Origin of the sequence: Vallitalea sp. (genome assembly GCF_025211055.1) — a bacterium.
Classification (GTDB): domain Bacteria; phylum Bacillota; class Clostridia; order Lachnospirales; family Vallitaleaceae; genus Vallitalea.
The window spans coordinates 1-24,836 of sequence record NZ_JAOARO010000086.1 but is presented as its reverse complement, the minus strand read 5'-3'; the positions used below and the strand labels follow the sequence as shown (position 1 = coordinate 24,836).

General features: G+C 28.7%; 20 protein-coding genes and 1 tRNA gene. 6 read left to right on the top strand and 15 right to left on the bottom strand.

Annotated features, from left to right (window positions below):
* Positions 1-96 precede the first annotated feature (96 nt).
* Entirely contained in the window at positions 97-921 is an 825-nt protein-coding gene (gene purR / locus N4A55_RS12160) for a pur operon repressor (RefSeq protein WP_293756721.1), read from the bottom strand.
* A 387-nt stretch (positions 922-1,308) separates the two neighbouring features.
* Here purR and murC point away from each other — a divergent pair, with 387 nt between their 5' ends.
* The 4 genes from murC (at position 1,309) to N4A55_RS12140 (ending at position 5,409) form a co-directional block, all read left to right on the top strand.
* Positions 1,309-2,688, top strand: a complete 1,380-nt coding sequence (gene murC, locus N4A55_RS12155; protein ID WP_293756718.1) for a UDP-N-acetylmuramate--L-alanine ligase — start codon at positions 1,309-1,311, stop codon at positions 2,686-2,688.
* A 430-nt stretch (positions 2,689-3,118) separates the two neighbouring features.
* Entirely contained in the window at positions 3,119-4,195 is a 1,077-nt protein-coding gene (locus N4A55_RS12150; protein WP_293756715.1) for a DnaD domain protein, read from the top strand.
* Between the two features lie 47 nt (positions 4,196-4,242).
* Positions 4,243-5,232, top strand: coding sequence for an ATP-binding protein (locus tag N4A55_RS12145; protein WP_293756712.1), 990 nt, complete (start codon positions 4,243-4,245; stop codon positions 5,230-5,232).
* Positions 5,233-5,335: 103 nt separating this feature from the next.
* Positions 5,336-5,409 (top strand) — tRNA-Arg (locus tag N4A55_RS12140).
* 40 nt (positions 5,410-5,449) lie between these two features.
* Here N4A55_RS12140 and N4A55_RS12135 read toward each other — a convergent pair.
* The 8 genes from N4A55_RS12135 to N4A55_RS12100 all read right to left on the bottom strand — a co-directional run bounded on the left by N4A55_RS12135 (position 5,450) and on the right by N4A55_RS12100 (position 14,833).
* Complete coding sequence (locus tag N4A55_RS12135) at positions 5,450-6,055, bottom strand: hypothetical protein (RefSeq protein WP_293756710.1); 606 nt, start codon at positions 6,053-6,055, stop codon at positions 5,450-5,452.
* 18 nt (positions 6,056-6,073) lie between these two features.
* Complete coding sequence (locus tag N4A55_RS12130; RefSeq protein WP_293756707.1) at positions 6,074-7,402, bottom strand: AAA family ATPase; 1,329 nt, start codon at positions 7,400-7,402, stop codon at positions 6,074-6,076.
* Between the two features lie 257 nt (positions 7,403-7,659).
* The gene (locus tag N4A55_RS12125; RefSeq protein ID WP_293756705.1) at positions 7,660-10,386 is read right to left on the bottom strand and encodes an AAA family ATPase; all 2,727 of its coding nucleotides are present in this window, start codon (positions 10,384-10,386) and stop codon (positions 7,660-7,662) included.
* A gap of 1 nt (position 10,387) precedes the next feature.
* Complete coding sequence (locus N4A55_RS12120) at positions 10,388-11,479, bottom strand: metallophosphoesterase family protein (protein ID WP_293756703.1); 1,092 nt, start codon at positions 11,477-11,479, stop codon at positions 10,388-10,390.
* Between the two features lie 131 nt (positions 11,480-11,610).
* Complete coding sequence (locus tag N4A55_RS12115) at positions 11,611-12,684, bottom strand: 6-phosphofructokinase (protein WP_293756701.1); 1,074 nt, start codon at positions 12,682-12,684, stop codon at positions 11,611-11,613.
* Positions 12,685-12,834: 150 nt separating this feature from the next.
* Positions 12,835-13,362 (bottom strand): hypothetical protein, encoded by a 528-nt coding sequence (locus N4A55_RS12110; protein WP_293756698.1) that lies wholly within the window; start codon positions 13,360-13,362, stop codon positions 12,835-12,837.
* Entirely contained in the window at positions 13,353-13,958 is a 606-nt protein-coding gene (locus tag N4A55_RS16935; RefSeq protein WP_293756696.1) for a J domain-containing protein, read from the bottom strand. The genes N4A55_RS12110 and N4A55_RS16935 overlap by 10 nt, the downstream gene beginning before the upstream one ends.
* Before the next feature lie 23 nt (positions 13,959-13,981).
* Positions 13,982-14,833: a DUF5685 family protein gene (locus tag N4A55_RS12100; protein ID WP_293756693.1), complete on the bottom strand. Its 852-nt coding sequence runs from the start codon at positions 14,831-14,833 to the stop codon at positions 13,982-13,984.
* A 494-nt stretch (positions 14,834-15,327) separates the two neighbouring features.
* Here N4A55_RS12100 and N4A55_RS12095 point away from each other — a divergent pair, with 494 nt between their 5' ends.
* Positions 15,328-16,086: a GntR family transcriptional regulator gene (locus N4A55_RS12095; RefSeq protein ID WP_293756690.1), complete on the top strand. Its 759-nt coding sequence runs from the start codon at positions 15,328-15,330 to the stop codon at positions 16,084-16,086.
* 202 nt (positions 16,087-16,288) lie between these two features.
* Here N4A55_RS12095 and N4A55_RS12090 read toward each other — a convergent pair whose 3' ends face one another.
* The 4 genes from N4A55_RS12090 to asnS form a co-directional block, all read right to left on the bottom strand.
* On the bottom strand, positions 16,289-17,314 hold the full coding sequence (locus N4A55_RS12090; protein WP_293756688.1) for a M42 family metallopeptidase: 1,026 nt from the start codon (positions 17,312-17,314) through the stop codon (positions 16,289-16,291).
* A gap of 64 nt (positions 17,315-17,378) precedes the next feature.
* Complete coding sequence (locus N4A55_RS12085; protein ID WP_293756686.1) at positions 17,379-18,230, bottom strand: mechanosensitive ion channel family protein; 852 nt, start codon at positions 18,228-18,230, stop codon at positions 17,379-17,381.
* A gap of 42 nt (positions 18,231-18,272) precedes the next feature.
* A complete protein-coding gene (locus tag N4A55_RS12080; RefSeq protein ID WP_293756684.1) occupies positions 18,273-20,108 on the bottom strand; it encodes a hypothetical protein in 1,836 nt (611 codons plus the stop codon).
* 237 nt (positions 20,109-20,345) lie between these two features.
* The gene (asnS, locus tag N4A55_RS12075; protein WP_293756682.1) at positions 20,346-21,737 is read right to left on the bottom strand and encodes an asparagine--tRNA ligase; all 1,392 of its coding nucleotides are present in this window, start codon (positions 21,735-21,737) and stop codon (positions 20,346-20,348) included.
* Between the two features lie 278 nt (positions 21,738-22,015).
* Here asnS and N4A55_RS12070 point away from each other — a divergent pair, with 278 nt between their 5' ends.
* Positions 22,016-23,131: an aminopeptidase gene (locus N4A55_RS12070; protein WP_330666397.1), complete on the top strand. Its 1,116-nt coding sequence runs from the start codon at positions 22,016-22,018 to the stop codon at positions 23,129-23,131.
* Between the two features lie 128 nt (positions 23,132-23,259).
* On the opposite strand, the gene N4A55_RS12065 is transcribed toward N4A55_RS12070, so the two are convergent.
* Both N4A55_RS12065 and N4A55_RS12060 read right to left on the bottom strand, forming a co-directional pair.
* The gene (locus N4A55_RS12065; RefSeq protein ID WP_293756679.1) at positions 23,260-23,736 is read right to left on the bottom strand and encodes a QueT transporter family protein; all 477 of its coding nucleotides are present in this window, start codon (positions 23,734-23,736) and stop codon (positions 23,260-23,262) included.
* A 365-nt stretch (positions 23,737-24,101) separates the two neighbouring features.
* Complete coding sequence (locus tag N4A55_RS12060) at positions 24,102-24,584, bottom strand: transposase (RefSeq protein ID WP_293756677.1); 483 nt, start codon at positions 24,582-24,584, stop codon at positions 24,102-24,104.
* Positions 24,585-24,836 lie beyond the last annotated feature (252 nt).

Sequence of the window (24,836 nt, the reverse complement as noted above, 5' to 3'; positions counted from 1 at the left end):
AAACGTAACGAGAGTGTATTATCATTATATATGGTTTCGACATACAACCGTTGTCCAATTTCACACAAATCTTTTATCAAATCCCCATAAAATTAATCACACATTATTATTCTTTTTCCTATATATATTAATCTTTTCATTTTTTTCATCAATACCATCAAATTCCAATAAAGAATAATAATCATCGATTAACTTATCTTCCGGTTCTTTCGTAGACATAACCACTGCTATCCCCATCACTTCCGCCTCAAATTCTTTCATCAAATCCGTTATACCTTTAGCAGTTCCACCTGCTTTCATGAAATCATCTACAAACAATACTTTAGCTCCTTTTGGTATAGAACGCTTCGCCAAAGCCATAGTATTAATCCTTCTTGAAGAACCAGCTATGTAATTCATCTGAATAGTAGTTCCTTCTGTCAACCTAGCTGATTTTCTAACAACAATCATTGGTATATTAAGAATATTAGCAGTCATAATTGCAAGGGGAATACCTTTAGTTTCTATAGTTACTACATAATCTATCTTTTTATCTAAATATGGTGCAGCTAATGATTTAGCAATTTTCTGTAAGATATTAGGGTTATAGAATATATCATTCATATAGACATACCCACCAGGAATAATTCGCTTTTTATCATCTATCAATTCACATAATTCATTACATATATTCTCTATTTGTTCATCTGTAAGCTTAGGATTGTAGAAAATACCTCCAGCAGCACCAGAAATAGATTTAATCTCACCTAATTCAAAATTCTTAAATACTTCTTCTATTACATCAATATCTTCACTTAAAGTTGATTTGGCATAACTAAGGATCTCCACGAAATTATTTAATGTAAAAATCTTGTTGGGATTTTCTACCAACATCTTTGTAATCACTGCAATTCTATCTGTTCTACTCACTTTTTTGCCCACAAAAAAATTCTCCTTATCTCTTCATATTTTAGCTTAAGCAATACTTACTCAATTGGCTATTCAACACTCGTCTCATATTTATTATTATACCATTAAAAAACATAGAATCCATCCATTTTAGCATTTTTTTATATTTCTCTTTTAAAAGTTAACTCTTATAGTTATAATATTAAATAAGTGAATTAAATTTCTTACCCTTTGATTAATACAGGCATATAAAATCCTTATTATTTTGTGCCGATTATATAATTAATTCTATATACTATATATTAGATAAGATTTTATCACTACAGCATAACAAAAGAGGCTACGCCTCGTTTCCCATAGCAGATTTGTAGAAAATAAAAATTCCCTAAATATAATAATAAAAATGAGGAGTGTTCAGTAATGTATACAATTGATTTTAATAAGCCATTAAATGTTCATTTCATAGGAATTGGCGGCATAAGCATGAGTGGTTTAGCAGAAATTCTGCATCAAAAAGGTTTTAAAATAACTGGTTCCGATATAAAAACTACTCAAACAACAAAAAAACTAGAAGCCCTTGGTATAAATGTATTTTTAGGGCATAGAACTTCCAATATTTCTGATGATACTGAATTAGTAATATATACAGCAGCTGTCAAAGAAGATAATATTGAATATATGACTTCACTGGAAAAAGGCATTCCATTAATAGGTAGAGCTGAATTACTTGGACAGATTATGAAAACATACAAGTATCCAATTGCAGTATCTGGTACTCATGGAAAAACTACAACTACATCAATGGTATCCCATATCCTTCTTCAAGGACAGAAAGATCCAACTATATCAATAGGTGGTATACTCAATGTAATTGATGGAAATATTCGTGTAGGTGATTCTGACTATTTTGTTACCGAATCCTGTGAATACTGTGATAGCTTTTTGAGGTTTAATCCTTTTATTTCTATTATACTTAATATAGAAGAAGATCACCTTGATTATTTTAAAGATATAAATCATATAAGACATTCTTTCAAATCTTTTGCTGATAAATTACCAAATGATGGTTATTTAATCATAAATGGAGATATTGATAATTATGAAGAAATAATATCTGACCTAGATTGTAATATCATTACTTACGGAAAAAGTAATGATAATACTTATTATGCTGAAAATATACGATATAATGAGTATGGTTATCCAATATATGACCTTATGTACAATGGTAAAAAAATAGAAGAAATCAATTTACAAGTCAACGGTATACACAATGTTTATAATTCCTTAGCTGCTATTGCTGCTAGTAATTGCCTTGATGTTGATATTATTGATATGAAACAAGGTCTAATGAACTTCACAGGAACAAACAGGAGATTTGAATACAAAGGAAATATAAGGGGAGTTAATGTTATAGATGATTACGCTCATCATCCAACTGAGATATCAGCAACACTCTCAGCTGCAACAAAATACCCTCATAACAAATTATGGGTTGTCTTTCAACCACATACCTATTCAAGAACAAAAGCTTTCTTGAAGAACTTTGCCTATTCATTAAGTTCCGCCGATAATATTATATTGACAGATATTTATTCAGATAGAGAAAAAAATACTGGCGAAATTCATTCCAAAGATTTATTGTCTGAACTTACTAAACTTGGAAAGCAAGCCTTTTATTTCTCTTCTTTTGACGAAATAGAGACTTTTTTACTCCAGAATTGTTATCCAAATGACCTGTTGATAACTATGGGAGCAGGAGACGTGAGAATTATAGGGGAAGAACTAATTAAGGGATAGTTATCCACATTATCCACAATGTTGTCAACAGGGAAACTGTGGTTAGTTACTGGCTAAATAGTTTACATAATATCTGTTAGTAACTCGAAAATTATTTTTTTCAACACTTGATTTTTAGATATTGTTATAGAATTTTAACATATGTTAATAAGTTATGTAAAACTTTATCCACACTATCCACAAAGTTATCAACAGGTAAATGTTAATGTTTTGTTAAACAATATACTCCAAATGTTTAAAAAACTATCACTTTCAACATTTTAACAGTAAATTTTCTGATATTATTCAGAGTTTTTTAAAAACATTATTTACCACACAAATATAATTTTTTATGTTATACTAAGAGCGATTTATATATTAATGAGCCTAATTAAGTTAAATAACCATAGCTTAGTTTACATAAAATGTTATCGGAAGGAAGATTTGTTTTATGAGTATGATTACTATTTATCCACAAAATATTAATCAATTTACCTTGATACCAAATAAATTCATTGATAAATTCTTATCAAACTCTAATGGAGATTTTGTGAGAGTGTATTTATTGATTATTAGATATGCATCAAAAAATATACAATCAATATCAATGTTAGACGTAGCTGATAAACTTCATCTAACTGAAACAGATGTCATGAGGGCTATAGGATATTGGGAATCAACTAATGTCATGATAATTGAATATGATGATAAGAAAGTTATTAGGTCAATAAAATTAAATGACCTTACTAATATTGATAATGTAGATGCCATTGTGGATACACAGAAAGAAACTGCTGCTACAACAAAACAGTTAGATGCTAGAATCAATATCTCATCAAAACCTCAATATAAAATTGATGAGATTACATCTTTTATGAGTAGACAAAATTATAAGCAACTGATTTACATAACTCAAAAGTATCTTGGTAAAATGTTGACTCAACAGGATATCAACACTCTAATCGGTTTTAATGATTGGCTAGGACTTCCTTTTGAAGTTATTGAACTTCTCATTGAGTACTGTGTTTCCAATAACCATAGAAATATGAGTTATATTGAAAAAGTAGCCATCAACTGGGCAGATGAAGGTATTAATACAATTGCTAAAGCAGAAAATAGAATTGAGACTTTTAACAATAGTTATTTTAAAATTATGAAATCCCTAGGTATTGGTGATAGGAATCCTACTCCAAAACAAATTACATATATGAAGAAATGGTTAAATGATTATAATCTTTCTATAGAAATCATTATTGAAGCATGTAATAGGACAATGGAGACAATCCATCAACCTCAATTCAGTTATATTGATGCTATAATTAACAACTGGCATAAGAACAACGTAAAGACCATTAAAAATGTTAATGAGCTTGATGAAAAACATCATTTAAAATCTAATACTAAGAAAACTGACAGTACTAAAAATCAATCTAAGTTCATTAATTATGACCAACGTACATATAATTTTGATGAATTAGAGAAAAAAGCTATGGAACTACTCATTAAAGAAACTGACGGAAGCTACTAATAAAATATTTCATAAAGTGTTATTAAAAGAAAGGAAGAGCTAATATTATGAATCTAAAACGTTCTCAATATAAGTTAATCATGCAAAATTACGATAAGAAACAGCTTAGTATCAAGCATGAAATTACTAAAAGAAAAGAAGAAATCTACAATAGAATACCTCTTATAAAAGTTTTAGATGATGAGATAGCTTCTAATAGTGTTAATACTACATATTATATTATTGAGCATCCAGATGAGTCAGAAAAAAAGATTGAAGAACTTCAAGAAAGTAATTTCATTCTATCCTCAAAGAAAATACGTTTATTGCTAGATCATGGATATCCAGAAGATTATCTTCAACCAAAATATGATTGCAATCTGTGTAAAGATACAGGTTATATCGGTAATGAAAAATGTATCTGCCTAAAACAAGCCATGATTAATATTGCTTATGAACAATCTAATATTAAAAATATTATTGAAGAAGAAAATTTCAGTACATTTTCTTTTAACTATTATTCAGATAAGATTGATTCAAGATTCAACTTATCACCATTAGAAAATATACGTAAAATATATGGAAAATGTAAGAAATTCGTTAATCACTTTGATAGTGAATTTACAAATATCATTTTGTTTGGACAAGCTGGTCTTGGGAAGACTTTTTTATGTAATTGTATAGCAAAAGCTTTATTGGATAGTTCTCATACAGTAATTTATTTAACATCATTTGGACTTTTCAAGTTATTTGAGGATTATAAGTTCAATAATGGTGATGAAAAAGTTCCCGAAGAACAGATTGAGTCTATTTTTGATTGCGATTTGTTAATAATCGATGACCTAGGAACTGAATTTAATAATCGTTTTACTGGAGTTGAGTTATTCAATTGCCTTAATACAAGATTATTGAATAAGAAATCAACATTGATATCCACCAACTTATCACCAACTGATTGGTCAAAACAATACTCCGATAGAATTGTATCACGTATATTTGGTAACTATGAACCACTTAAAATCTTTGGTTCAGATATAAGAATGAAAAAATATCAATAATGTTAATGAAACATAGTGTTATTATATACTATAAACATATTGACTATTATGGTTTTAGTGATATAATAGGTTAGGTAAAAAACTTAATAGTGGTTTACAATACGCACGTGTGGCTCAATTGGATAGAGCATCTGACTTCGGATCAGAGGGTTGTGGGTTCGATTCCTACCACGTGCGTTCAATTAAAAGGCTGATAACTTCTGTGTTTATTAGCCTTTTAATTTTTGTTATTAGGTTTGCATTTTAAACAATAATCAATTAAGATATCCATATTAGAATACTTGCATTTTTCAATCTTATTCCTAAAATCGGTTAATTGAACTCTATCATTAGAATGTGTATATTTGGGATCAGTTGGGAAAACTCGAATATATGTACTGGTCTTATTCTTAGTATTTTTTGTACACTTAATTGAGCAATTTTTAAGTACGTCTTCTAAATTAGTGATATTATAAATGGGAACTATATATTCATAAGCCCAATGATCTTTAAACATTTCTTTGCTACTATAGGCTTCTCTTTGTTCCTTGGTACAATCATCAGTATCCATTATAATAAAAAATTTGAAATTCTCAATCTTTTGATTTTTACCCTCTCCTACAATATTAACCTTAGAAAACTTATTTATAAACGAATCTAGATTTTTATAAACATCATTATTAAGATAACTTTTTAAACTATTAATTTGAATTGGTAAACTACCATTTTTCCTAGCACTAATTTCAATACTTAATCGTAAATTTTGTTTAATATATTTACATATTTGAACTTCTGATTTTCCGTGACAGATTATTACAGCTTTTGTATATGATAACTTTCTCATTAGTATTCCCCCAAAAAATTAATTATCTTTCATAGTTTCTAAGATATCCTCAAAATCTATATCCATCATAGAAGGTATCCCCTCATACATACCTTTTAGATATAAATCTCGAATATTATTTCTAGGATAAGTTCTTCTCTCATAATCAGTCAAACAAGGAATTTCCTTATTTCCATCTGAATCCGTAACAATAAAATATAATGAATCTTTCGGAATTTGATTTTCCATTAGTAAAGTATTATGTGTTGTCATTATTAATTGTCCATCAATAGAATCATTTAAAGCAGTTACAATATTAGTAACTAATAAATCATGAATACCTGTATCGAACTCATCAATAATTGCTACATTTCCACCAATTGAAGCTAATATTAGCGGAATTAATTCTAATAATTGCAATGTTCCTGTTGATTCATTTCTAAATTTAATATCTCGTATTTTATTACCAATTAATTTCTTACACCATAGATCATATTTAATATTCTCTTCATCTTTCTTTTTCACATAATATACATTCTTAATATCAGCATATAATTGAGTAAAAAATTGATTTAGAAAACGTTCAGATATCTTTAATAAATATTCTTTAGTACTAGATATTTGTCCTTCAAGAAGCTCATCTAATACATTATATTCGATACCGCTTCTTATTCTTATATTAGTAGTACCCTCATTAACTCTAAAACAAAAGTTACTAAAAAATTTGAATACCTCTAGAAATCTTGGTGATAATCTTTCATGGACATAACTCTTATTTTTCTCTACTAACTCATAATTAATAATTGATAGAAAAGTATGCTTTCCCCAAAATTTTTCTATTTTATCATAGAGTTCTTCATTATATATCTTATTTTTGAAGATATTAGGATTAAGTATAGATTTATCTTTAGTTATTTGAAAATGATATCCTTTATTCTTATTTATAACATAATATAACTCTTCCTTAACTATTGAATCATTATCCGTTTCAATATAATAATACCCTTCTTTTCCATCAATATTAAAACTATACTTCAATACCATGTTCTCCTCAGAATTACATGTATGTGTTTGTTGTATAATTGTTTCTAAATCTCTATAATTATTTCTAAGCTTTTGAAGAAGTTTTATCCTTTCAATATTAACTTCCTCATTCATTTCTTCAACTACACTAGCTATAAACTCTCTTACTTCTAATGTTTTTATCATATCAATCAAGGTGCTAAATGCAGAGACTAAATTTGACTTACCCCCACCATTTTCACCATATAAAAGAACTAATTTTTTAGGTTGTTTTTTTGAGTCAGTAAAATTAACATTAATATCTACTAAAGATTTATAGTTCTTCAATTCAATATTGGTAAACATTAAAACACCTCCAATTAATTATATAAATTTTTTATCTTACATAATATTTTATCCTTTTTTGTTAAAAATTATAACAAATTCTAAAAAAATATTCCTATAATTAGCGCTTAAATTTTTTATTGGTTTAAGTATATATAATTTATCTTGACATTTCAAGGACATTTCAATATTTTTTTGCTATAGTTTCCTATTATATATTGCATCTAGTTACCTATTATTTTTTTGTATTTAGAAGTTTTTCTTGGATAAATCATAACTTACAAAGCTATATAGTTAAACTCCACATTAAGCCTCTTCAATATTTCTTCCTCTCTCCTATGACATGATAATAGAACTATCTGCCTATCTAGATTCTCAAGGGTTTCCATAACCATCTTTAATCTATCATTATCGTACTGGACAAAGCAATCATCTAATATCAGTGGTAATGACTTATCCTCTTTTATAATATCAATAAGTCCAAGTCTCAATCCAAAATACATCTGATCAATAGTTCCTTTGCTTAAAGAATCTATAGAGATTAATTCATGATTTTCAGGTTCATATGTAAGAATCTCCATATTAGGATTTATCTTGATATCAGTATACTTTTTATTGGTGATATTACTAATTATATTAGAAACTTTTTTGTTGAGTTTTGGTGCAAAGTTATTCTGTATATCTCTTGAAATATTTTCAATAGCATCTCTTGCCATTGTGAGAGCCTTAATCTTCTTATCGTAATCAGATTTTATATTCAATTTATTTGATATATCTTCTTCAATATCTACTATAGGTCTAACATCTTTTTGTAAATTAGCTATTTTAGTCTCATAAGAAGTTATATCTTTGCTAATATGTATAATATCATTTACAATATTATCTTGCTCTAATAATAGTTCTTCTTTAGATTTATCAGTAGTCATTTGTACCTGATTATACTTTGTCAACTTTTGTTCCAACTCTATTAAAGTATTATCCCCAAGCAATCTGCTTAACAATTCTTTTTTATTGTTGATGTTACTTATCATGTTATGATATAGATATTTCTTATCTTTTACTTGTTGAAATCCTTTTTCATCTTGAACATTATACCTATCAGCTATCTCTTTGATCTCTTTATTCAACTTAGATATTTGCTCATTGATGCTATTATATTTTGCTAATCTATTCTTTTTATCTTCATTTTTATGATTAATGTTTTTCCTAGTATCTTTAAAAATCTCATATTTTTCTTTAACTAAGTTAATATTATTGATATCTAGGCTCTTAGAATCCAATAATAAGTTTACATAATATGTTAACCTTTCTTCTTTTTGCTTCTTTTCAAGTTCTAATTTTTCTAGGTCATACATAGCCTTTGTGTATCTTTTCTTATTATCTTCATGAATTACATTCATATGAATTACTTTATCTTTTAGTTTCCTTAACTCAATAAGTTCTGTACACCTATGTTTCTTCAATATTTCATTTTGCTTTTGTACAATTTCATCTAATTTATTTTGTTTTTTTCCTTCTGCTGATTTGACCCTATTGATTTCATTAAGCAGAATATCTAATTTACCCTTATTTTTTCTATAACCAATTGTAGTGTATATAGCTACACAAGCAAACACTACCGATACAGCTATAACTATTATTTGAGAAGATATGATACCACTTACCAAAAGACCAACAAAAATCAGAAATGATAATGAAGATATTAATTTACCATGTTTTTGATTTGCTAGCATATCTTGATATTTTTGTTCTTTTAATTCAGTTTCTACTGATTTGCTGTATTTGATCTCTTTTCTTTCTTCTTCCAGTCTAGTATACTCATAGTCATCTTCAATAACACTATTGTTATCATTATCATAATTTAAACTTGTCTTAAGTTCCTTTATTAAGTCTTTTAATTCATTAGATCTTATTACCATATCATTATAGATATTATACTGGGAAGCTATACTGTCAATATCATTTATATCTTCATCTTCCAATACCTTAACTTGATTATATATCTCATATTGTTTTTTTAGATAGTTCTCTATCTGGGTTAGCTCTGATTTTAATTCATTATACTGCCTTCTGCATAATTCTAGATTATTAAGTTTCTTAATAGCATCATCTATAAGTTCTATATCAGCATCTTTGAACTGTTCAATATCTTTTAATTCAGAAGTTTTATTATCTATATATTCTTTAAGCCTTAATCCTTCTTCATAGGCTTTTTTAACTTCCTCTTTACTAAGATAATCAAGTAATTCTTCATTATCCTTTTTTCTGTTTTCCATTTCCTTTAATTTATTATTGATGTTATTCAATTCTTCTTGTCTTTCTAAAACTTTCTGCCATATCTTTTCAGCTTCAACCTTTTCTTTTTTCAGATTTTTTATTTCTTCGGTGAGTTTACCATAAGGGGTTGTCTTTTTTCTACCAGCGGTACCTATATCGTCTAATTTCTTTTTTAATTTATCAATAACATTCCTTACTGATATTTCTTCGTCCTTGCTTTCGCCTAGATTGATAAGGCTGTCTTTTACTTCTTTCACCAGTTCATCAGAAGTTTTGCTACTAAGCTGACCGATACTGATTGTATTATTGAAGGTTGATTTGTTGATACCTATGTGTCTAGAAGCTGGCTGATATAATTTGGTAGCACTATCATACTCAAATCTTTCAGTAATATTTTCTCCAGTACCATTATCAAAGATCTCCACCTTATCGTTACGTTTCATGAAGTTTCTCTCAATACGGTATTCTTTGCCTTGATGTTTATAGACCAATATTCCTTTATACTTATTACTATTATTCCATGGTAGGAAACGATCATAATCAGGTGTGAACTGCTTATTCTTTCTATAAGGCTTATAAAAACCATATAACATACCTTCAATGAATTTATGTATAGTAGATTTTCCTGCTTCATTATCCCCATATATAACATTTATACCATTGGTTAATTTAATCTCCTTATCTTGGTATTTCCCAAAACTTATTATATCCATTTTATTTATGTACAAATCAGTTCACCTTCTCACTTAGTAACGCTTCAATACCTTCATATAAAGCCAATTTTGATATTTCATCTTGGATATTCTGTCTTTCCATATATTCAATGTATTTACCTATAACATTATTTTCGTTTTCTTGTTTTAATTTATTAAGGTCATAATCTGGGGTAGTATTATCAATAATCTCAGCATATATTACGTATTCTTCTACTCTTTCTTTTATATACTGTTTATCAAACAATATATCCTTGTCCCTTATACCCTTCAAATTGAATCTATATAGGTTCTTGAAATCATAATCACTAACTATATGCTTGATATTATCTATTATATCCTCAATTGTCATATAATCTTCTACTATAACTTCTATTCCAATAAATTGTCTTTTAGAAAAAGGCAGGAAGTCAACATCTAATCTATCTTTTCTAATGATACCTTCTATAATTCCATGAACTCCTGTTTCTCCAAAATCAAGAGGTTCAGGACTTCCACAATAAGCTATATTAGATTCTATAAAATCGTGTTTATGTATATGTCCAAGAGCCACATAGTCAAAGTTTTTACTTTTTAGGTTATCCTTGTCTATAGGCAGATAATTGGATCTTTGATATATATCTCCATGTGCTAATAATATATTAACACGGTCTTTGTTCTCAACTTCTAATTCATTAAACAGATTATCTTTTATCTCTTTCTTATTCCAACTTAATCCGTATATATCAACATTTAATTCTTCAAATGTAATTTTATCAGTATTTGTATTCATTATATAAACATTGTTTGACCAATCTATTAGGTTATAATATGACTTGTTATTTATTATGGGGTCGTGATTACCAGCAATCATTATTACTTTTGTAGAACTAATTTTACTAAAGCTATTATTGATTTCTTTTAGTTCTCCTATGGTAATGTATTCGTCTTCGAATAAATCTCCACTTATAAGTAATAGATCCGCTTTCATTTCTCCTGCTCTTGACACTATATTCATAAAAGTCTCTTTTATTTCGTTTCTACGCTTTTTAGCAAATTCACTAGAGAAGCTAGCACTTTTGAATTCCATACCAATATGTACATCACCTGTATGAATAAACTTTATCATATACCCGTTCCCCTTTCTAACATTATTTTACTTTATATTAATCACTTCGTCACGTAAAACTTTCCGTAGAATATAAGAAAAGTAATTATGCTCTATTATTTTCTATAAAAAAAGAGAGTTCACTCACTCCCTTAATCTCCAAAACTCGCCCCAACCAATTTACCAGTACTTATTAGCAGATTATCTTTCTCAACTAGTTTCAACTTACCTGCTATTTCTTTTAAAGGTGTTGCCCATAATTTATTATTGACAACTGAAACTGTTTTTCCATAGTCTTTGTTAGCTATCATCTCGGCTGCATATGCACCAAGCTTTGTTGCCAATATTCTATCATATGGTGAAGGTGAACCTCCTCTTTGCTGATGTCCTGGTATAGTTACTCTTGTTTCTAGACCTAAGGCTTCATTAATCTGTTTAGCTAATCTATAGGATACTGATGGATACTTCATTTTTTCTCTTGATTTTTTCAACTCTTTTTTCTTCATATTGGATTCTTGGGTTGAAAGTGCTCCTTCTGATACAGCTAATATAGAGAAGTCTTTACCTGAAGAATGTCTTTTATCCAAGGAATCTATAACTTTATTTATATCATAAGGAATTTCAGGAATCAAAATTACATCTGCTCCACCAGCAACCCCTGCGTGTAATGTCAACCAACCTGCCTTATGACCCATTAACTCAACCAACATGACTCTATCATGAGAATCCGCTGTTGTATGAATACGGTCGATTACTTCAGTTGCGATATCTACTGCACTATGGAATCCAAAAGTTATATCTGTACCCCATATATCGTTATCAATAGTCTTTGGAAGAGCTATCACATTAAGTCCTTCTTCCCTAAGGAGATTAGCGTTTTTATGTGTTCCATTACCTCCAAGCGTCACTAAGCAGTCTAATTTCATTTTCTCATAATTATTTACCATATTTTTTACTTTATCAATATTATCTTCTTCAATTTTTCTCATTTTCTTGAATGGAGTTCTGGATGTACCAAGTATTGTTCCTCCTCTAACAAGTATTCCAGAGAAGTCCCTTGGAGTCAACACTTGATAATTACAATGTATTAAGCCTTTGAAACCATCTTTTATACCAATTATCTCACAATCGATCATACCATAAGAAGCTCTTGCTACACCTCTAATTGCTGCATTCAAGCCTGGACAGTCTCCCCCACTTGTTACAATTCCAATCCTTTGTTTCATCAAAACCACTCCGTTATTTTATTTTGTATTAAAAATTAATACAACTTATATACTTAATGTAATATATATTATCACCTAAAATATATATTTACATTCAAGAAAACTGACTAGATCGTATTATTCTCTACATACTATGTGGAAATATTTCTCTCAAAGATATTTTTTTAATCTTGGTTTTATTTTACTTGCATATATATGTAGAAAATAACCTAAGAAGTAATCATATGCAATAAAGAATACTTCTCCTGCCATAATGACCCACCATGTTACATTAAAGGGTAAAACTGATACAAACTGCTTTATAATAAAGTAATAAATTACCAATATCATATTGAAATATACTATCTTCAATACGACCTCTATTATTACTGATAAGTTTTTACGATTTATTAATATTTCAATTAAGTATTTGACTATACTATATAGCCCAAAAAACGCAATATATGTTATGATTTGTATCTTATCAGGTACTAATATAAGTGCAAGTATACTTGATGCTATATAAAAGCTCACACCACTTGCTAAATTGAATTCAATGATTACTACACCTATTAAAATAGCTGCTAGTGCAAAAATAATTATTGTATTACTAACAAATATTGTACTTGACAATAATATAATCTGATTAATCGCCAATAATATTCCTAAGTATGCTAATCTCTTTGTTTTTAACAACATGAAATTAAATCCCCTCCAAGACATTCACATAAACAATCTGCACATATGAGCTGTGAACAGCATCCACAAGCATCTGAATTATTGTTCCCTCTATTATATTGATATGCTCTAGTATTATATCCATTCTGAACATTTTGAAGTCTTGTTAGATGATTTCTATACTCTATATTGTTTGGAGCCATATTTACAGCTGTTCTAGCATATTCGAATCCTTGATTGGTATAGCCTGTACCAACAAGGCAGATGCTCATTAAATAATACCATTCAGCATTTTTATCGCTCATAGCATTAAGCATATTCATTGCATCTTGGAATCTTCTAACTTGAATATAACTTCTTACATTCATATACTCTGATGATGTATACCCAGAACTAGAATTACTGCTGCTATAACTTGAACTTGTATAGTCATTATTGTTCATTAGTGACTCATACGCTTCTTGAACTTCTCTGAATTTCTCTTCAGCAAGGTCGTTTAATGGATTGTCTGCATATCTATCTGGATGATATTTTTTTGCTAATTCCCTATACGCCTTTTTTATCTCATCTTTACTTGCTCCTCTTTCTATACCTAATACTTCATAAGGGTCTCTCATTATCTTTTCCTCCTAGTAAGAATTTAATTGGTTTCTTCTAATCTGTTGCATTTATTACAATCATCTTTGTCAAAAATAATTCTCATTCTATTTTTAATTCCAGAGTATATTATATTATCTAGAATAGGTTTTTCTTTTACCAAAGGTAATTTATCCAGTTCACTATCCAAAAAAGATAAATTGAGGTTTAACAAGTTCTTAGCATACTCTTCTAAATTTTCTTCTTCACATAATAAGAATGGATTATAACTTTTATTTTTCTTATCTTTCTCTATATCATCATAAGCATCTAAAATATAAATATATTTTCCCAAATATAAGCCAATATTATTTAAATATTGCTTCCAATGGTCCTGTTTATAAATCATTAATTGTCCCATTAGATGTCCAAAAACATTTGATACCTTTTCAATATCCTTACAATTAGCTTTTTCAAGTTCTTCTAATTCTTTTATGAATTTAATTATTACTTCATTTTTCTCAGGATATTTTTTCTTGGCTTTTCTATACCCTCTATTAAACAGTATCATTGCAAGAAGACTTTTTATACTTCGTTCATCTTTCCAGTCATCTTTTAGATTATTATATGCTAACATAATATTTAACGCTGCACAATATTCACTTACCTCATTATCTATCATCAACTGTTTGTTATGAGGATGAGCCACACATCTGCAATTAGAGCAATTATTAATAGGTTCATATAGAGACGTTAAAATGATAACTAGGTATGTCATATCATAATTTAATGTAAGTCTGCTAAGATTTCCATAATTATGTTTCAACGCCATACACAATCCACAATAATATCCTTTGTATGTCATATATTCTCTTACTTTTAATTCAAGTTTATCAATCTGTACATATCCAAACATTTTAAGTCCTCTCTACTAATTTATTAAAACAGTATAGCACAAAATCAAGGTAACTATTAAGTTTTTTCCAAATAATACCGATATATTATATACATAAATGACATTAAAAATCTTAATATTATTAGTATAAAGCATAAGTAATAAAAGCTCAACACTACAATTATTAATTTTTTGTGTACAATTTCTATGTACTCCTATCAAGGGAAGTTTCTAAAATTAAGCACATAAATATATAAATGCTATATCAAATTTGTATAAAAGAAATTTCATTTTATGTAAAAATCACATTTAATATTTAAAAATATATTTTATAAAATAAGATTGGCTTATTTTTAGGGCAAAATCGCTAGTATACTAACATTTTTATATAGCAATTTTTAACTATTATAATATTTAATGAAATTAGCCCTTGCTTTTTTCTCCAATTATTGTAAAATAGGTGTTGTAGCAGATAAACCTTATACTAAAAATATAATAAAGTAGGGTGATGAATTATGGCAAGTATTGATAGTTTTAAAAAGTATACCGTTAACAAGTCAACTCCTATTCCTCTTTATTTTCAATTCAAAAATATTTTGATTGAAATGATGAAGGATGAAGTTTTAAAACCAGGTGATATGATACCTACTGAGTTTGAGCTATGTGATATTTATGGTATAAGCAGAACAACCATCAGACAAGCGTTGACTGAATTAGTTAATGAAGGAAAGTTTTATCGTGTAAAAGGTAGAGGTACTTTTGTTGCTCAAACCAAAATCAAACATGATTTTACTCAGAAAGCAGAGGGCTTTGATAATGAAATGTTACGAAATGGATATACCCCTAGTACTAAGGTTTTAGATTTTAAGGTAGTTTCCGCTACCCCAGAAGTTGCATCTGCTTTAAATCTCGCACCGAATACAGACGTTATCTATTTAAAGAGGCTCCGATTTGTAAATAATGAACCACTAATAATTTCTCAAACTTATTTACCTTATTCATTTTGTAAACATATTCTCGATAATAATATGAATGAAGAATCATTATATAGCATACTATCTAGCAATATTAATACTAAAGTCTATAAAATAGTTAAAGAAATGGAAGCTGTTGTTCCTACTAAGGAAGATTGTGAATTACTTGAAATTAATAAGACAACTGCAATACAATTATTTCATGTAAAAGGTTATAATAAATTTGAGACACCTGTAGAGTACACTGTCTCTAGATTTAGAGGAGATAAGAATATTTTCTCTGTAGAACAGTTTGTTTAGTCAACGGTAGGTAAAGCAAAAACCTCAGGTTAATTCCTGAGGTTTTTGCTTTTATCTGTATATATAACGTCTAATCATAATATTAATAAAAAGCAAATACTTTGTAATTAAATAGTATACAAATTATACTATTGCAAAATATACTACATATAACAATATTGACTTAAATTCCAAACTCCATAATTAACCTTTATAATAATATTTAATTAATATACCCCAATAATAGCTTTAAGGTATTGAGAATGCCCTCTATATGAGTTCTTTCCATACCATGAGATGCATGTACCCCTGGTCCAATAAGTGCTCCTCTAATGTTGTTTCCTGCACGCAGTGCAGCAGATGCATCTGAACCATAGTTAGGGTAAACATCTAATGCATATCCAATCTCTTTATCTTTTGCAATGCTTACTAATTCATTAACCATATTATAGTCATAAGGCCCTGATGAATCTTTTACACAGATAGATACATCATGTTCAGTACAGCAAAGGTCATCCCCCATAGCACCCATATCTATTGCAATCATCTCTGTTATATCTTGCGGAATATAAGAAGAACCATGTCCTACTTCTTCATATGTAGATATAAATATTTTTATTGTGTTATCAGGTATTATATTATTATCTTTTATGTATTTCATCAAAGCAAAAATAGTAGCTATCCCTGCTTTATCATCTAGATGTCTAGATTTTATATAACCACTTTTTGTTATCCTAACTCTAGGGTCAAAAGCAATGAAGTTACCTACTTCTATTCCTAGTTCTTCTACATCTTCTTTAGATGATACACTCTCATCTATTCTTACTTCCATATTTTCTTCTATTCTTTTATGCTCTGATGCGTCAGAAAATACGTGAACTGAAGGTTTTGTAGTTAGTATGGTACCATCATATTCTTTATCGTCTCTTGTGAATATCTTACAGTATTCGCCTTCTATACTGTTCATAAGATATCCGCCTATACTAGTGAACCTAATTGTTCCATTAGATTTAATGGATCTTACCATAGCTCCTAAAGTATCAACGTGAGCTGATAATCCTAGAACCTCTTTATTTTTACCTTCAATTCTTATGACTCCACAGCCTTTGTTAGTAAATTCCATGTCATAGCCCATGTCATTAGCTTCTTCTTTTATGAGTTTCATGATGTTTTGGCAAAATCCACTGGGACTTTCTGTTTCTAGTATTTTTTTTAGAAAATCAAGAATATAATCTTTGTACTTTTCCATCTAAACATCTCCTCTTGAAAATATATTTCATATTAGTGAATCTATATTCTTAATACAATTCTCTTTACTTGGCAATCTTACCTTCATTATTAACAATGTTTACATCCATATGAGGATAAGGGATTGAAATATTTTCTTCATCAAACTTAATCTTAATCTGTTCTATTAGGTCAAACTTCACCTGTAAATAATCTTTTGTTTTACACCATACCAAAACAGCAAAATTAACTGAGCTATCCCCATGTTCACTAATATTAATGTATGGTTCTCTATCCTTAAGTATGAGAGCATGTTTCTCAATAACTTCTTTTATTGCCCTTTTAACAGCAAAAGTGTCCTCTTCATAAGCTACCCCAAAAGTTAAATCAACCCTTCTAATATCCATTGTTGAATGATTTATAATACTGCTGTTGGATAAACTTCCATTAGGTACAGTTATCACTTTATTGTCTCTTGTTCTAAGCGTTGTATAGAACACTTGAATATCTTCTACTATACCCTCATGTCCAAATGCTTTTTCTTCAATGAAATCTCCTACTTTGAATGGTCTCAATAATAATATTAAGATTCCTCCTGTAAGGTTAGCAAGACTTCCTTGTAAAGCCATACCAACACCAATACCAGTTGCTCCAATAACTGCTATAAGCGAGGTTGTTGGAATAGCTAGATTTTCCATTATGATGATACCAAGTAATATCTTCAATATTAATCTTGTTGCTGATAACAAGAATTTAGATAATGATATATCTACTTTTGATTTGTTCAAGAACTTCTCAATTAGCTTAACTAGATATTTAATAACTTTTAATCCTACGATTAAGATAACTAAACTCATTAAGATTTTAAAACCATATGCTGTCAATATTTCCAGCGCTTTAAATTTGATATTGTCTAACTGCTTCATAACTGTTTCCATAATGTCTTCCTTTCTTTAGTAACTTACTAATCCATAAATTATCTATTGATTAGTTTTTGCATCATTTTTGTCATTATTTTTATCTTGTAATAATATAAGTGGAGATATATTTCTCCATTTATTTATTGCTACTTCTTTTTTATAGACCTTATCCAAATAAGAATATTTTATTGAAAATACGTATTCTTCATCATTAGTCAATTTTATAGAAATGTATTTACCATCATAAGAACAATATTTTATACCTATTTCTTTTCTGTCAGGTATTATATCTCTATATTCCAATTGGTCCAATACAGCATTTATATCTTTTTCTGATAGACTATATATATTATCTTCAATAAAATCATCAGTTATAGCTCTTATATTAAATCCAGGATGATTAATACTAAAAGTATATAAATCATCAATACCTGTATCTATAATCTTCCATGTATCGTTCTTTTCTAGAGCAAATCTCTCATAGCTTTGATAATTATTAGAATCTGAGGCTATTGCAAAAGCATATCTACCATCAGTATTCATATATCTTATAAATACCTCTGAAGCAAAATATTCCTTTATACTCTTTTCAATATCTTCATCATAAAATACTTTTGTCTCTAGTGGTTTCTCAAATTGATAAGCTAAATAATCTTTTTTATCAATAAAGTCATAATTCATTTTATCAACCACTGCATATTTTTTATTATCTATTTTATATGCAATCATATAATTTTTATCTATATAATTATATAAAAAATTCATCTTGTCATATACATCTTCTGGTATATCAAGATTATATTTAACGATTATATCTTTTATAAAAACAGATACATCTCTGTCTATGTCATAAGGATTATTTAGGTATACTACGTACTTCTTTTGGGGTAATTCTTCTACTTGCTCAAGTAATAAGGTACAATAATTTTTAATTTTCCCTAGAATAAGCTTGTTTTTCTCATTTGTTATATCTTTTTTACTATAATGAGTAATATATTTTCCATAATCATTAAGAACGTAATCAATTTTACTCTCATCTGTCAGTATTAATATATTTTTTATTAGCTTTTCATTTCCTATGAGTATATCTGTCAGTATCATTTCTATATCTTTGTTGGATATTATTTCTTTATCAATAATATCTAAAACTTTTTCTAGAGTATTGTCACCATTATTTTTATATATACCATAGAGTTCTTCACTTTTAAACTTAGCAATGTCTACTAGTATTTGTTTTGTTCTAGCTTCATTAATGACTAAACCAATAACTACTTTGTCTGACTCCATATTGATACTATGGATAGTTGCTATGTCTGGTATATTATAGTCATCTAAGCTTATATTTAATATCTCTTTATTCTTAATCAACTTATCCTTTATAGATTCTTCTATGGATTTAGGTAATGATAAGAAGTTCTTGTTTCTTAGTTTCATGTTAGTAAAATTAATTTGTATCTCTCTATCATTGATCTCTAGTGTTACATCCGTGGATATTGGTATGTTTACTCCATGTATAGTAGTATTGATATATGCTTTACTTTCATTAGTATCAATGAAGCCATTATTAATAATGTAACCGTTTTGTATTTTCATCTCATCAATCTTATGATTAAAAGATGTAGTTATAACGTCTATTGGTATCTCTATAGATACATTATTTTCTTTTATCTCAATAATCTTTCCTAATTCTTTATCATTGAAATATCCACCGAATTCTATTTGATTAAAAGCAACTGTAAACGACGAATTATGCAAATATATTAGTAGAAATCCTATAAATAATACGATAAGTGTTAGAAACCCCAGTCCAATCTTAAGAACTCTTTTGTATATTGTTTTCTTATCTATAGTCTTGGTATCCTTCAAATCTTTAGTGTTTTTTCCCATTGTTATCATTACTTTGTTTTTCTAACAAAGTTAACCTCCTAATAATTATTCGTATTATAGATACTCTTATTTGGATACTAGTATATTATATAGTTTGTTTTTCTATAAAACAAGTAAGTTTCATTATAATTATCGCCAAATTTACTTTAATTTACAATAATTATATGAAAAAATTTCAATAAAAAACCCGTAATTCCATTAGAAAAACGAGTTTTATTATATATACGGTAGTCTTAGCAGACTATTTTAGATGTCACAATTATTTACTGTTCTAGGGAATGGTATTACGTCTCTTATGTTACTCATGCCTGTTATATACATAATCATACGTTCAAATCCTAATCCGAATCCAGCGTGGTTACATCCGCCGTATTTTCTTATATCAAGATACCACCAATAGTCTTCTTCTTTTAATCCTGATTCTTTCATCTTGGATATTAGTTTATCGTGGTCTTCTTCTCTTTGACTGCCACCAATAATTTCACCAACACCAGGAACTAATAGATCCATAGCTGCAACTGTTTTATTATCTTCATTCAACTTCATATAGAAAGCTTTTATTTCTTTTGGATAGTCGATGACGAATACAGGTTTTTTGAATACTTTTTCAGTTATATATCTTTCATGCTCTGTTTGAAGATCGGCTCCCCATTTTACAGGATAATCAAATTTCTCTCCGCTTTTTTCCAGAAGCTCAACGGCTTTAGTATAAGTGATTCTCTCAAATTTATTGTTTAGTACATTATCAAGTCTTTCTAATAAACCTTTGTCAATAAATTTATTAAAGAATTCCATTTCTTCTGGAGCATTTTCTTTTACATAAGTAATAATGTATTTGATCATTTCTTCTGCTATATCCATATCATCAATCAAATCAGCAAATGCCATCTCTGGTTCAATCATCCAAAATTCTGCTGCATGTCTTACAGTGTTAGAGTTTTCTGCTCTGAATGTTGGACCGAATGTGTATACATTCCTAAATGCCATTGCATAAGTCTCAACATTAAGCTGACCACTAACTGTAAGATTAGTTTCTTTTCCGAAGAAATCTTGCTTAATATCTATATGCCCTTCTTCGTCCTTTGGAACGTTATTCAAATCAAGTGTAGTAGCTCTGAACATTTCCCCTGCTCCCTCACAGTCACTACCTGTAAGGATTGGAGTATGAACGTATACAAATCCTTTATCTGAGAAGAATCGATGTATTGCCTGAGCTACAACTGAACGTATTCTAAATACTGCTGAAAAAGTGTTAGTTCTTGGTCTAAGGTGAGATATTGTCCTTAGATATTCAAATGTATGACGTTTCTTTTGTAATGGATAATCTGGTGAGGATGCTCCTTCTATTTCAACGCTTATAGCTTGTATTTCAAAAGGTTGTTTTGCGCCTTTAGTTTCAATAAATTTACCTTTTACAATTATAGCCGATCCTACATTTAATTTAGATACCTCAGCAAAGTTTTCTAGTTCGCTATTAATAACAACTTGTAAATTTTCAAAAAATGTTCCATCATTAAGAACAATGAATCCAAATGCTTTTGATGATCTAACACTTCTTATCCAGCCTGCTACTGTGATTTCTTTATCTACATACTGACTAGTATTTCTGAATAGTTCTTTAACTGTTGTAAATTCCATAACAGTTCTCCTTCCTTTTTCACTTTTCTAATTGGTATTATACCATATTCAACAGATTTTTATATAATTAAATTAATAATTTTTTGTAGTTGATATGACCTTATTTTTTTTTCCTGATTGTGGTATACTTTAAAATAATACATATAATATATATAATAAATAGGCTATTATGCTTCTTTCGTAGCAAGGTTTAGTCTTATTTTTTTTAAGGTATAATGTTCTAGTTGGTATATTATGCTAACTAAGAACTTTCCATGTATATAAAAGGAGGAATTATAATGGATGAAAGAATTGTTAAATTAGCTAAAAATCTAGTTAATTATGCTGTTAAAGTTAAAGAAGGAGATAAAGTTTTAATCAATCAAATAGGTCATAATACAGACCCTCTTGCAAGACAACTTATTAAAGAGGTTTATGCCGCTGGTGGAGTACCATTTGTTAATTTTGAAAACGAATCTATTAAGAGAGAATTATTACTTCATTGCACTAAAGAACAAGTTGATATTATGGCAAAAAGAGACGCAACAATAATGAAAGAAATGGATTGTTTTATTGGTATTCGTTCAGATGATAATAATAATGAATTAAGTGATGTACCTACTGAAAACAGAAGGATATATGAAGAGTTTCATTTTAGACCAGTTCATCATCAAATTCGTGTACCCGATACTCGTTGGGTTGTTACACGTTTTCCAAGTTATGCAATGGCACAGAGAGCTAATACAAGCTTAGAAGATTTTGAAGACTTTTATTTTAATGTGTGTAATCTTGATTATGCTAAGATGTCTAAGGCAATGGATTCTTTAGTTGAACTTATGAATCGTACTGACAAAGTAAGAATTATTGGTGAAGGTACAGACTTATCTTTCTCTATCAAAGATATACCAGCTATTAAGTGTGATGGTCAAGTTAATATACCTGATGGTGAGGTCTACACAGCACCTGTAAAAAATTCTATCAATGGAAAAATTAGCTATAATACACCTGCTGTTTATCTTGGTTATACATATGAAAATATTATTTTTGAATTTGAGAATGGTAAGATTGTAAAAGCAACTGCAAATAATAATGAAAAAATTAACGCTGTTCTTGATACTGATGAAGGTGCAAGATATATTGGTGAATTCGCTATAGGTGTTAATCCTTATGTGATTCATCCTATGAAAGAAACTTTGTTTGATGAAAAGATTATGGGTAGTATACACCTAACCCCTGGTAATGCTTATGATGATGCTGATAACGGAAATCGTTCTACTGTACACTGGGATCTTGTATATATTCAAACTCCAGAATATGGTGGTGGAGAAATATATTTTGATGATGTTCTTATTAGAAAAGATGGTATGTTTGTTTTACCTGAACTTGAGTGTTTGAATCCTGAGAATCTTAAGTAAACGTATTAATTAAAGATCTATACATTAAAAAAGCGCTATATAGCGCTTTTTATGACTTCTAAAATTAAATATACCTTATTATAATTTATATCTATAGCTTTAGATATAATAATACTATTTATTAATCATTAATCATTTTTAAATATATTATTCTTTTGTATGAAAAACAACAGCGGTAATCCAAGACCATAACAAGCAATAGTCTGTCCTATTGCAACAAATACCATTAGTGATATTAATGGTAATGGTACTGCATATGCATACTTAAGGATTAAGCCTACTACTATACCATTGATTACTATTGGTGGTATAGGTACTAGATATTTATATCGTCTTAACATATATACTAGTACTGATGATATCAATGATGCCAAACTTCCAAATATTATATCGTATAATATTGCACCACCTAAAAAGTTACCAAGCAAACATCCTATAAATAATCCAGGAATGGCAGCTGGAGTAAAAAATGGTAATATTGTTAGTGCCTCTGCAATCCTAACTTGTACTTCTCCAAAGCTTATTGGTCTAAAAGCTAATGTGAGTACAATATAAATAGCCGCAATCAAACCTGCTTTCGTCAAAAACTTTGTACTTCTATTCATTTTTATGTTCCTCCCTAGTTTTGTTTAGTGTCAGGATGGTTTCGAACTGACAGCTAATTATTATATCATGTCATAACACTCTTGTAAATACCTATTTTATCACATTTTTTGATTTCGGATTTCTATATTATATCATATTATATCAAAAGTATTTTAGAAGTTTGTAATAACTCAAAGTAAAAACAAGCCCCTATAAGGCAATGTCATTAAGTTAAGATGTATAGGAAGAGTTTTACACTATGAAATAGTGCAAGACTCTTTTTTCTTATTGCGATTTAACATTAATAAATAAAAAATTGTATTTTTAGACATGCGAATAAAGCAGAGTGATTTTTCTCTGCAAAACAGTTTTACTTTAAATTAAATTATGCTACTCTATATATGAAGCTTACTGCAGACTTGGATTTGACTTTACGAGGGTCTTTGCGTCCAGGCCTGACAGGTAAAATATTCTTTTTAATAAGTGCTTCAACATCAGGGGGCTCATGCCCCCTACATTTGAAAAAATGCAAGCAGATGGCTATGGCTATTGTATAATTCACCTGATATAAATGTTTTGTGCCTTTCTTTTGTTTTATAACAGTATGAAGAGTTATAAGCTCACAAAAGTTGTACATAATTAGGCGAGCAAAAATTTCTTGTATGATGAACTGAACTTTTTTTGAATGAAGGTTTATTAATCCTAAGGCATACTTTAGTTCCCTAAATGAGGTTTCAATCCCCCAGCGCATATGATACAGTTCTTTTAACTTCTCAACTGGAAGGAAATCGAATTTTTGATTTTGGGGCATATATTTATATTTTTCTGGATGAGCTTTTATTTCATTCGTACTTCTTCGAGTTGCCAAAAGGCAATAATCCTTATCGAAACAATATTCATTAGGAAGAATCAGTCCCGAAGAAATCCCATTCTATTGTTAATGCTAATTAGTTGACACACTATATTATTGTTAAATAATTTTATTATTTACATAACATTTAAAATGTTGTAAACTATTATTTATAAAAATATAGAACACTAACAAGGAGAATTAGAATGATAGAAAATAAAGTATTAATTGCCAAAAAACTAATATTGTTGCTTACTGTTTTATTAGTTT

Bases quoted from the DNA above. Each gene is read 5' to 3' on its own strand.
- murC (WP_293756718.1), top strand. From the start codon at position 1,309: ATGTATACAATTGATTTTAATAAGCCATTAAATGTTCATTTCATAGGA.
- N4A55_RS12150 (WP_293756715.1), top strand. From the start codon at position 3,119: ATGAGTATGATTACTATTTATCCACAAAATATTAATCAATTTACCTTG.
- N4A55_RS12145 (WP_293756712.1), top strand. From the start codon at position 4,243: ATGAATCTAAAACGTTCTCAATATAAGTTAATCATGCAAAATTACGAT.
- N4A55_RS12135 (WP_293756710.1), bottom strand. From the start codon at position 6,055: ATGAGAAAGTTATCATATACAAAAGCTGTAATAATCTGTCACGGAAAA.
- N4A55_RS12130 (WP_293756707.1), bottom strand. From the start codon at position 7,402: ATGTTTACCAATATTGAATTGAAGAACTATAAATCTTTAGTAGATATT.
- N4A55_RS12120 (WP_293756703.1), bottom strand. From the start codon at position 11,479: ATGATAAAGTTTATTCATACAGGTGATGTACATATTGGTATGGAATTC.
- N4A55_RS12115 (WP_293756701.1), bottom strand. From the start codon at position 12,684: ATGAAACAAAGGATTGGAATTGTAACAAGTGGGGGAGACTGTCCAGGC.
- N4A55_RS12110 (WP_293756698.1), bottom strand. From the start codon at position 13,362: ATGTTGTTAAAAACAAAGAGATTAGCATACTTAGGAATATTATTGGCG.
- N4A55_RS16935 (WP_293756696.1), bottom strand. From the start codon at position 13,958: ATGAGAGACCCTTATGAAGTATTAGGTATAGAAAGAGGAGCAAGTAAA.
- N4A55_RS12100 (WP_293756693.1), bottom strand. From the start codon at position 14,833: ATGTTTGGATATGTACAGATTGATAAACTTGAATTAAAAGTAAGAGAA.
- N4A55_RS12095 (WP_293756690.1), top strand. From the start codon at position 15,328: ATGGCAAGTATTGATAGTTTTAAAAAGTATACCGTTAACAAGTCAACT.
- N4A55_RS12090 (WP_293756688.1), bottom strand. From the start codon at position 17,314: ATGGAAAAGTACAAAGATTATATTCTTGATTTTCTAAAAAAAATACTA.
- N4A55_RS12085 (WP_293756686.1), bottom strand. From the start codon at position 18,230: ATGGAAACAGTTATGAAGCAGTTAGACAATATCAAATTTAAAGCGCTG.
- N4A55_RS12080 (WP_293756684.1), bottom strand. From the start codon at position 20,108: ATGATAACAATGGGAAAAAACACTAAAGATTTGAAGGATACCAAGACT.
- asnS (WP_293756682.1), bottom strand. From the start codon at position 21,737: ATGGAATTTACAACAGTTAAAGAACTATTCAGAAATACTAGTCAGTAT.
- N4A55_RS12070 (WP_330666397.1), top strand. From the start codon at position 22,016: ATGGATGAAAGAATTGTTAAATTAGCTAAAAATCTAGTTAATTATGCT.
- N4A55_RS12065 (WP_293756679.1), bottom strand. From the start codon at position 23,736: ATGAATAGAAGTACAAAGTTTTTGACGAAAGCAGGTTTGATTGCGGCT.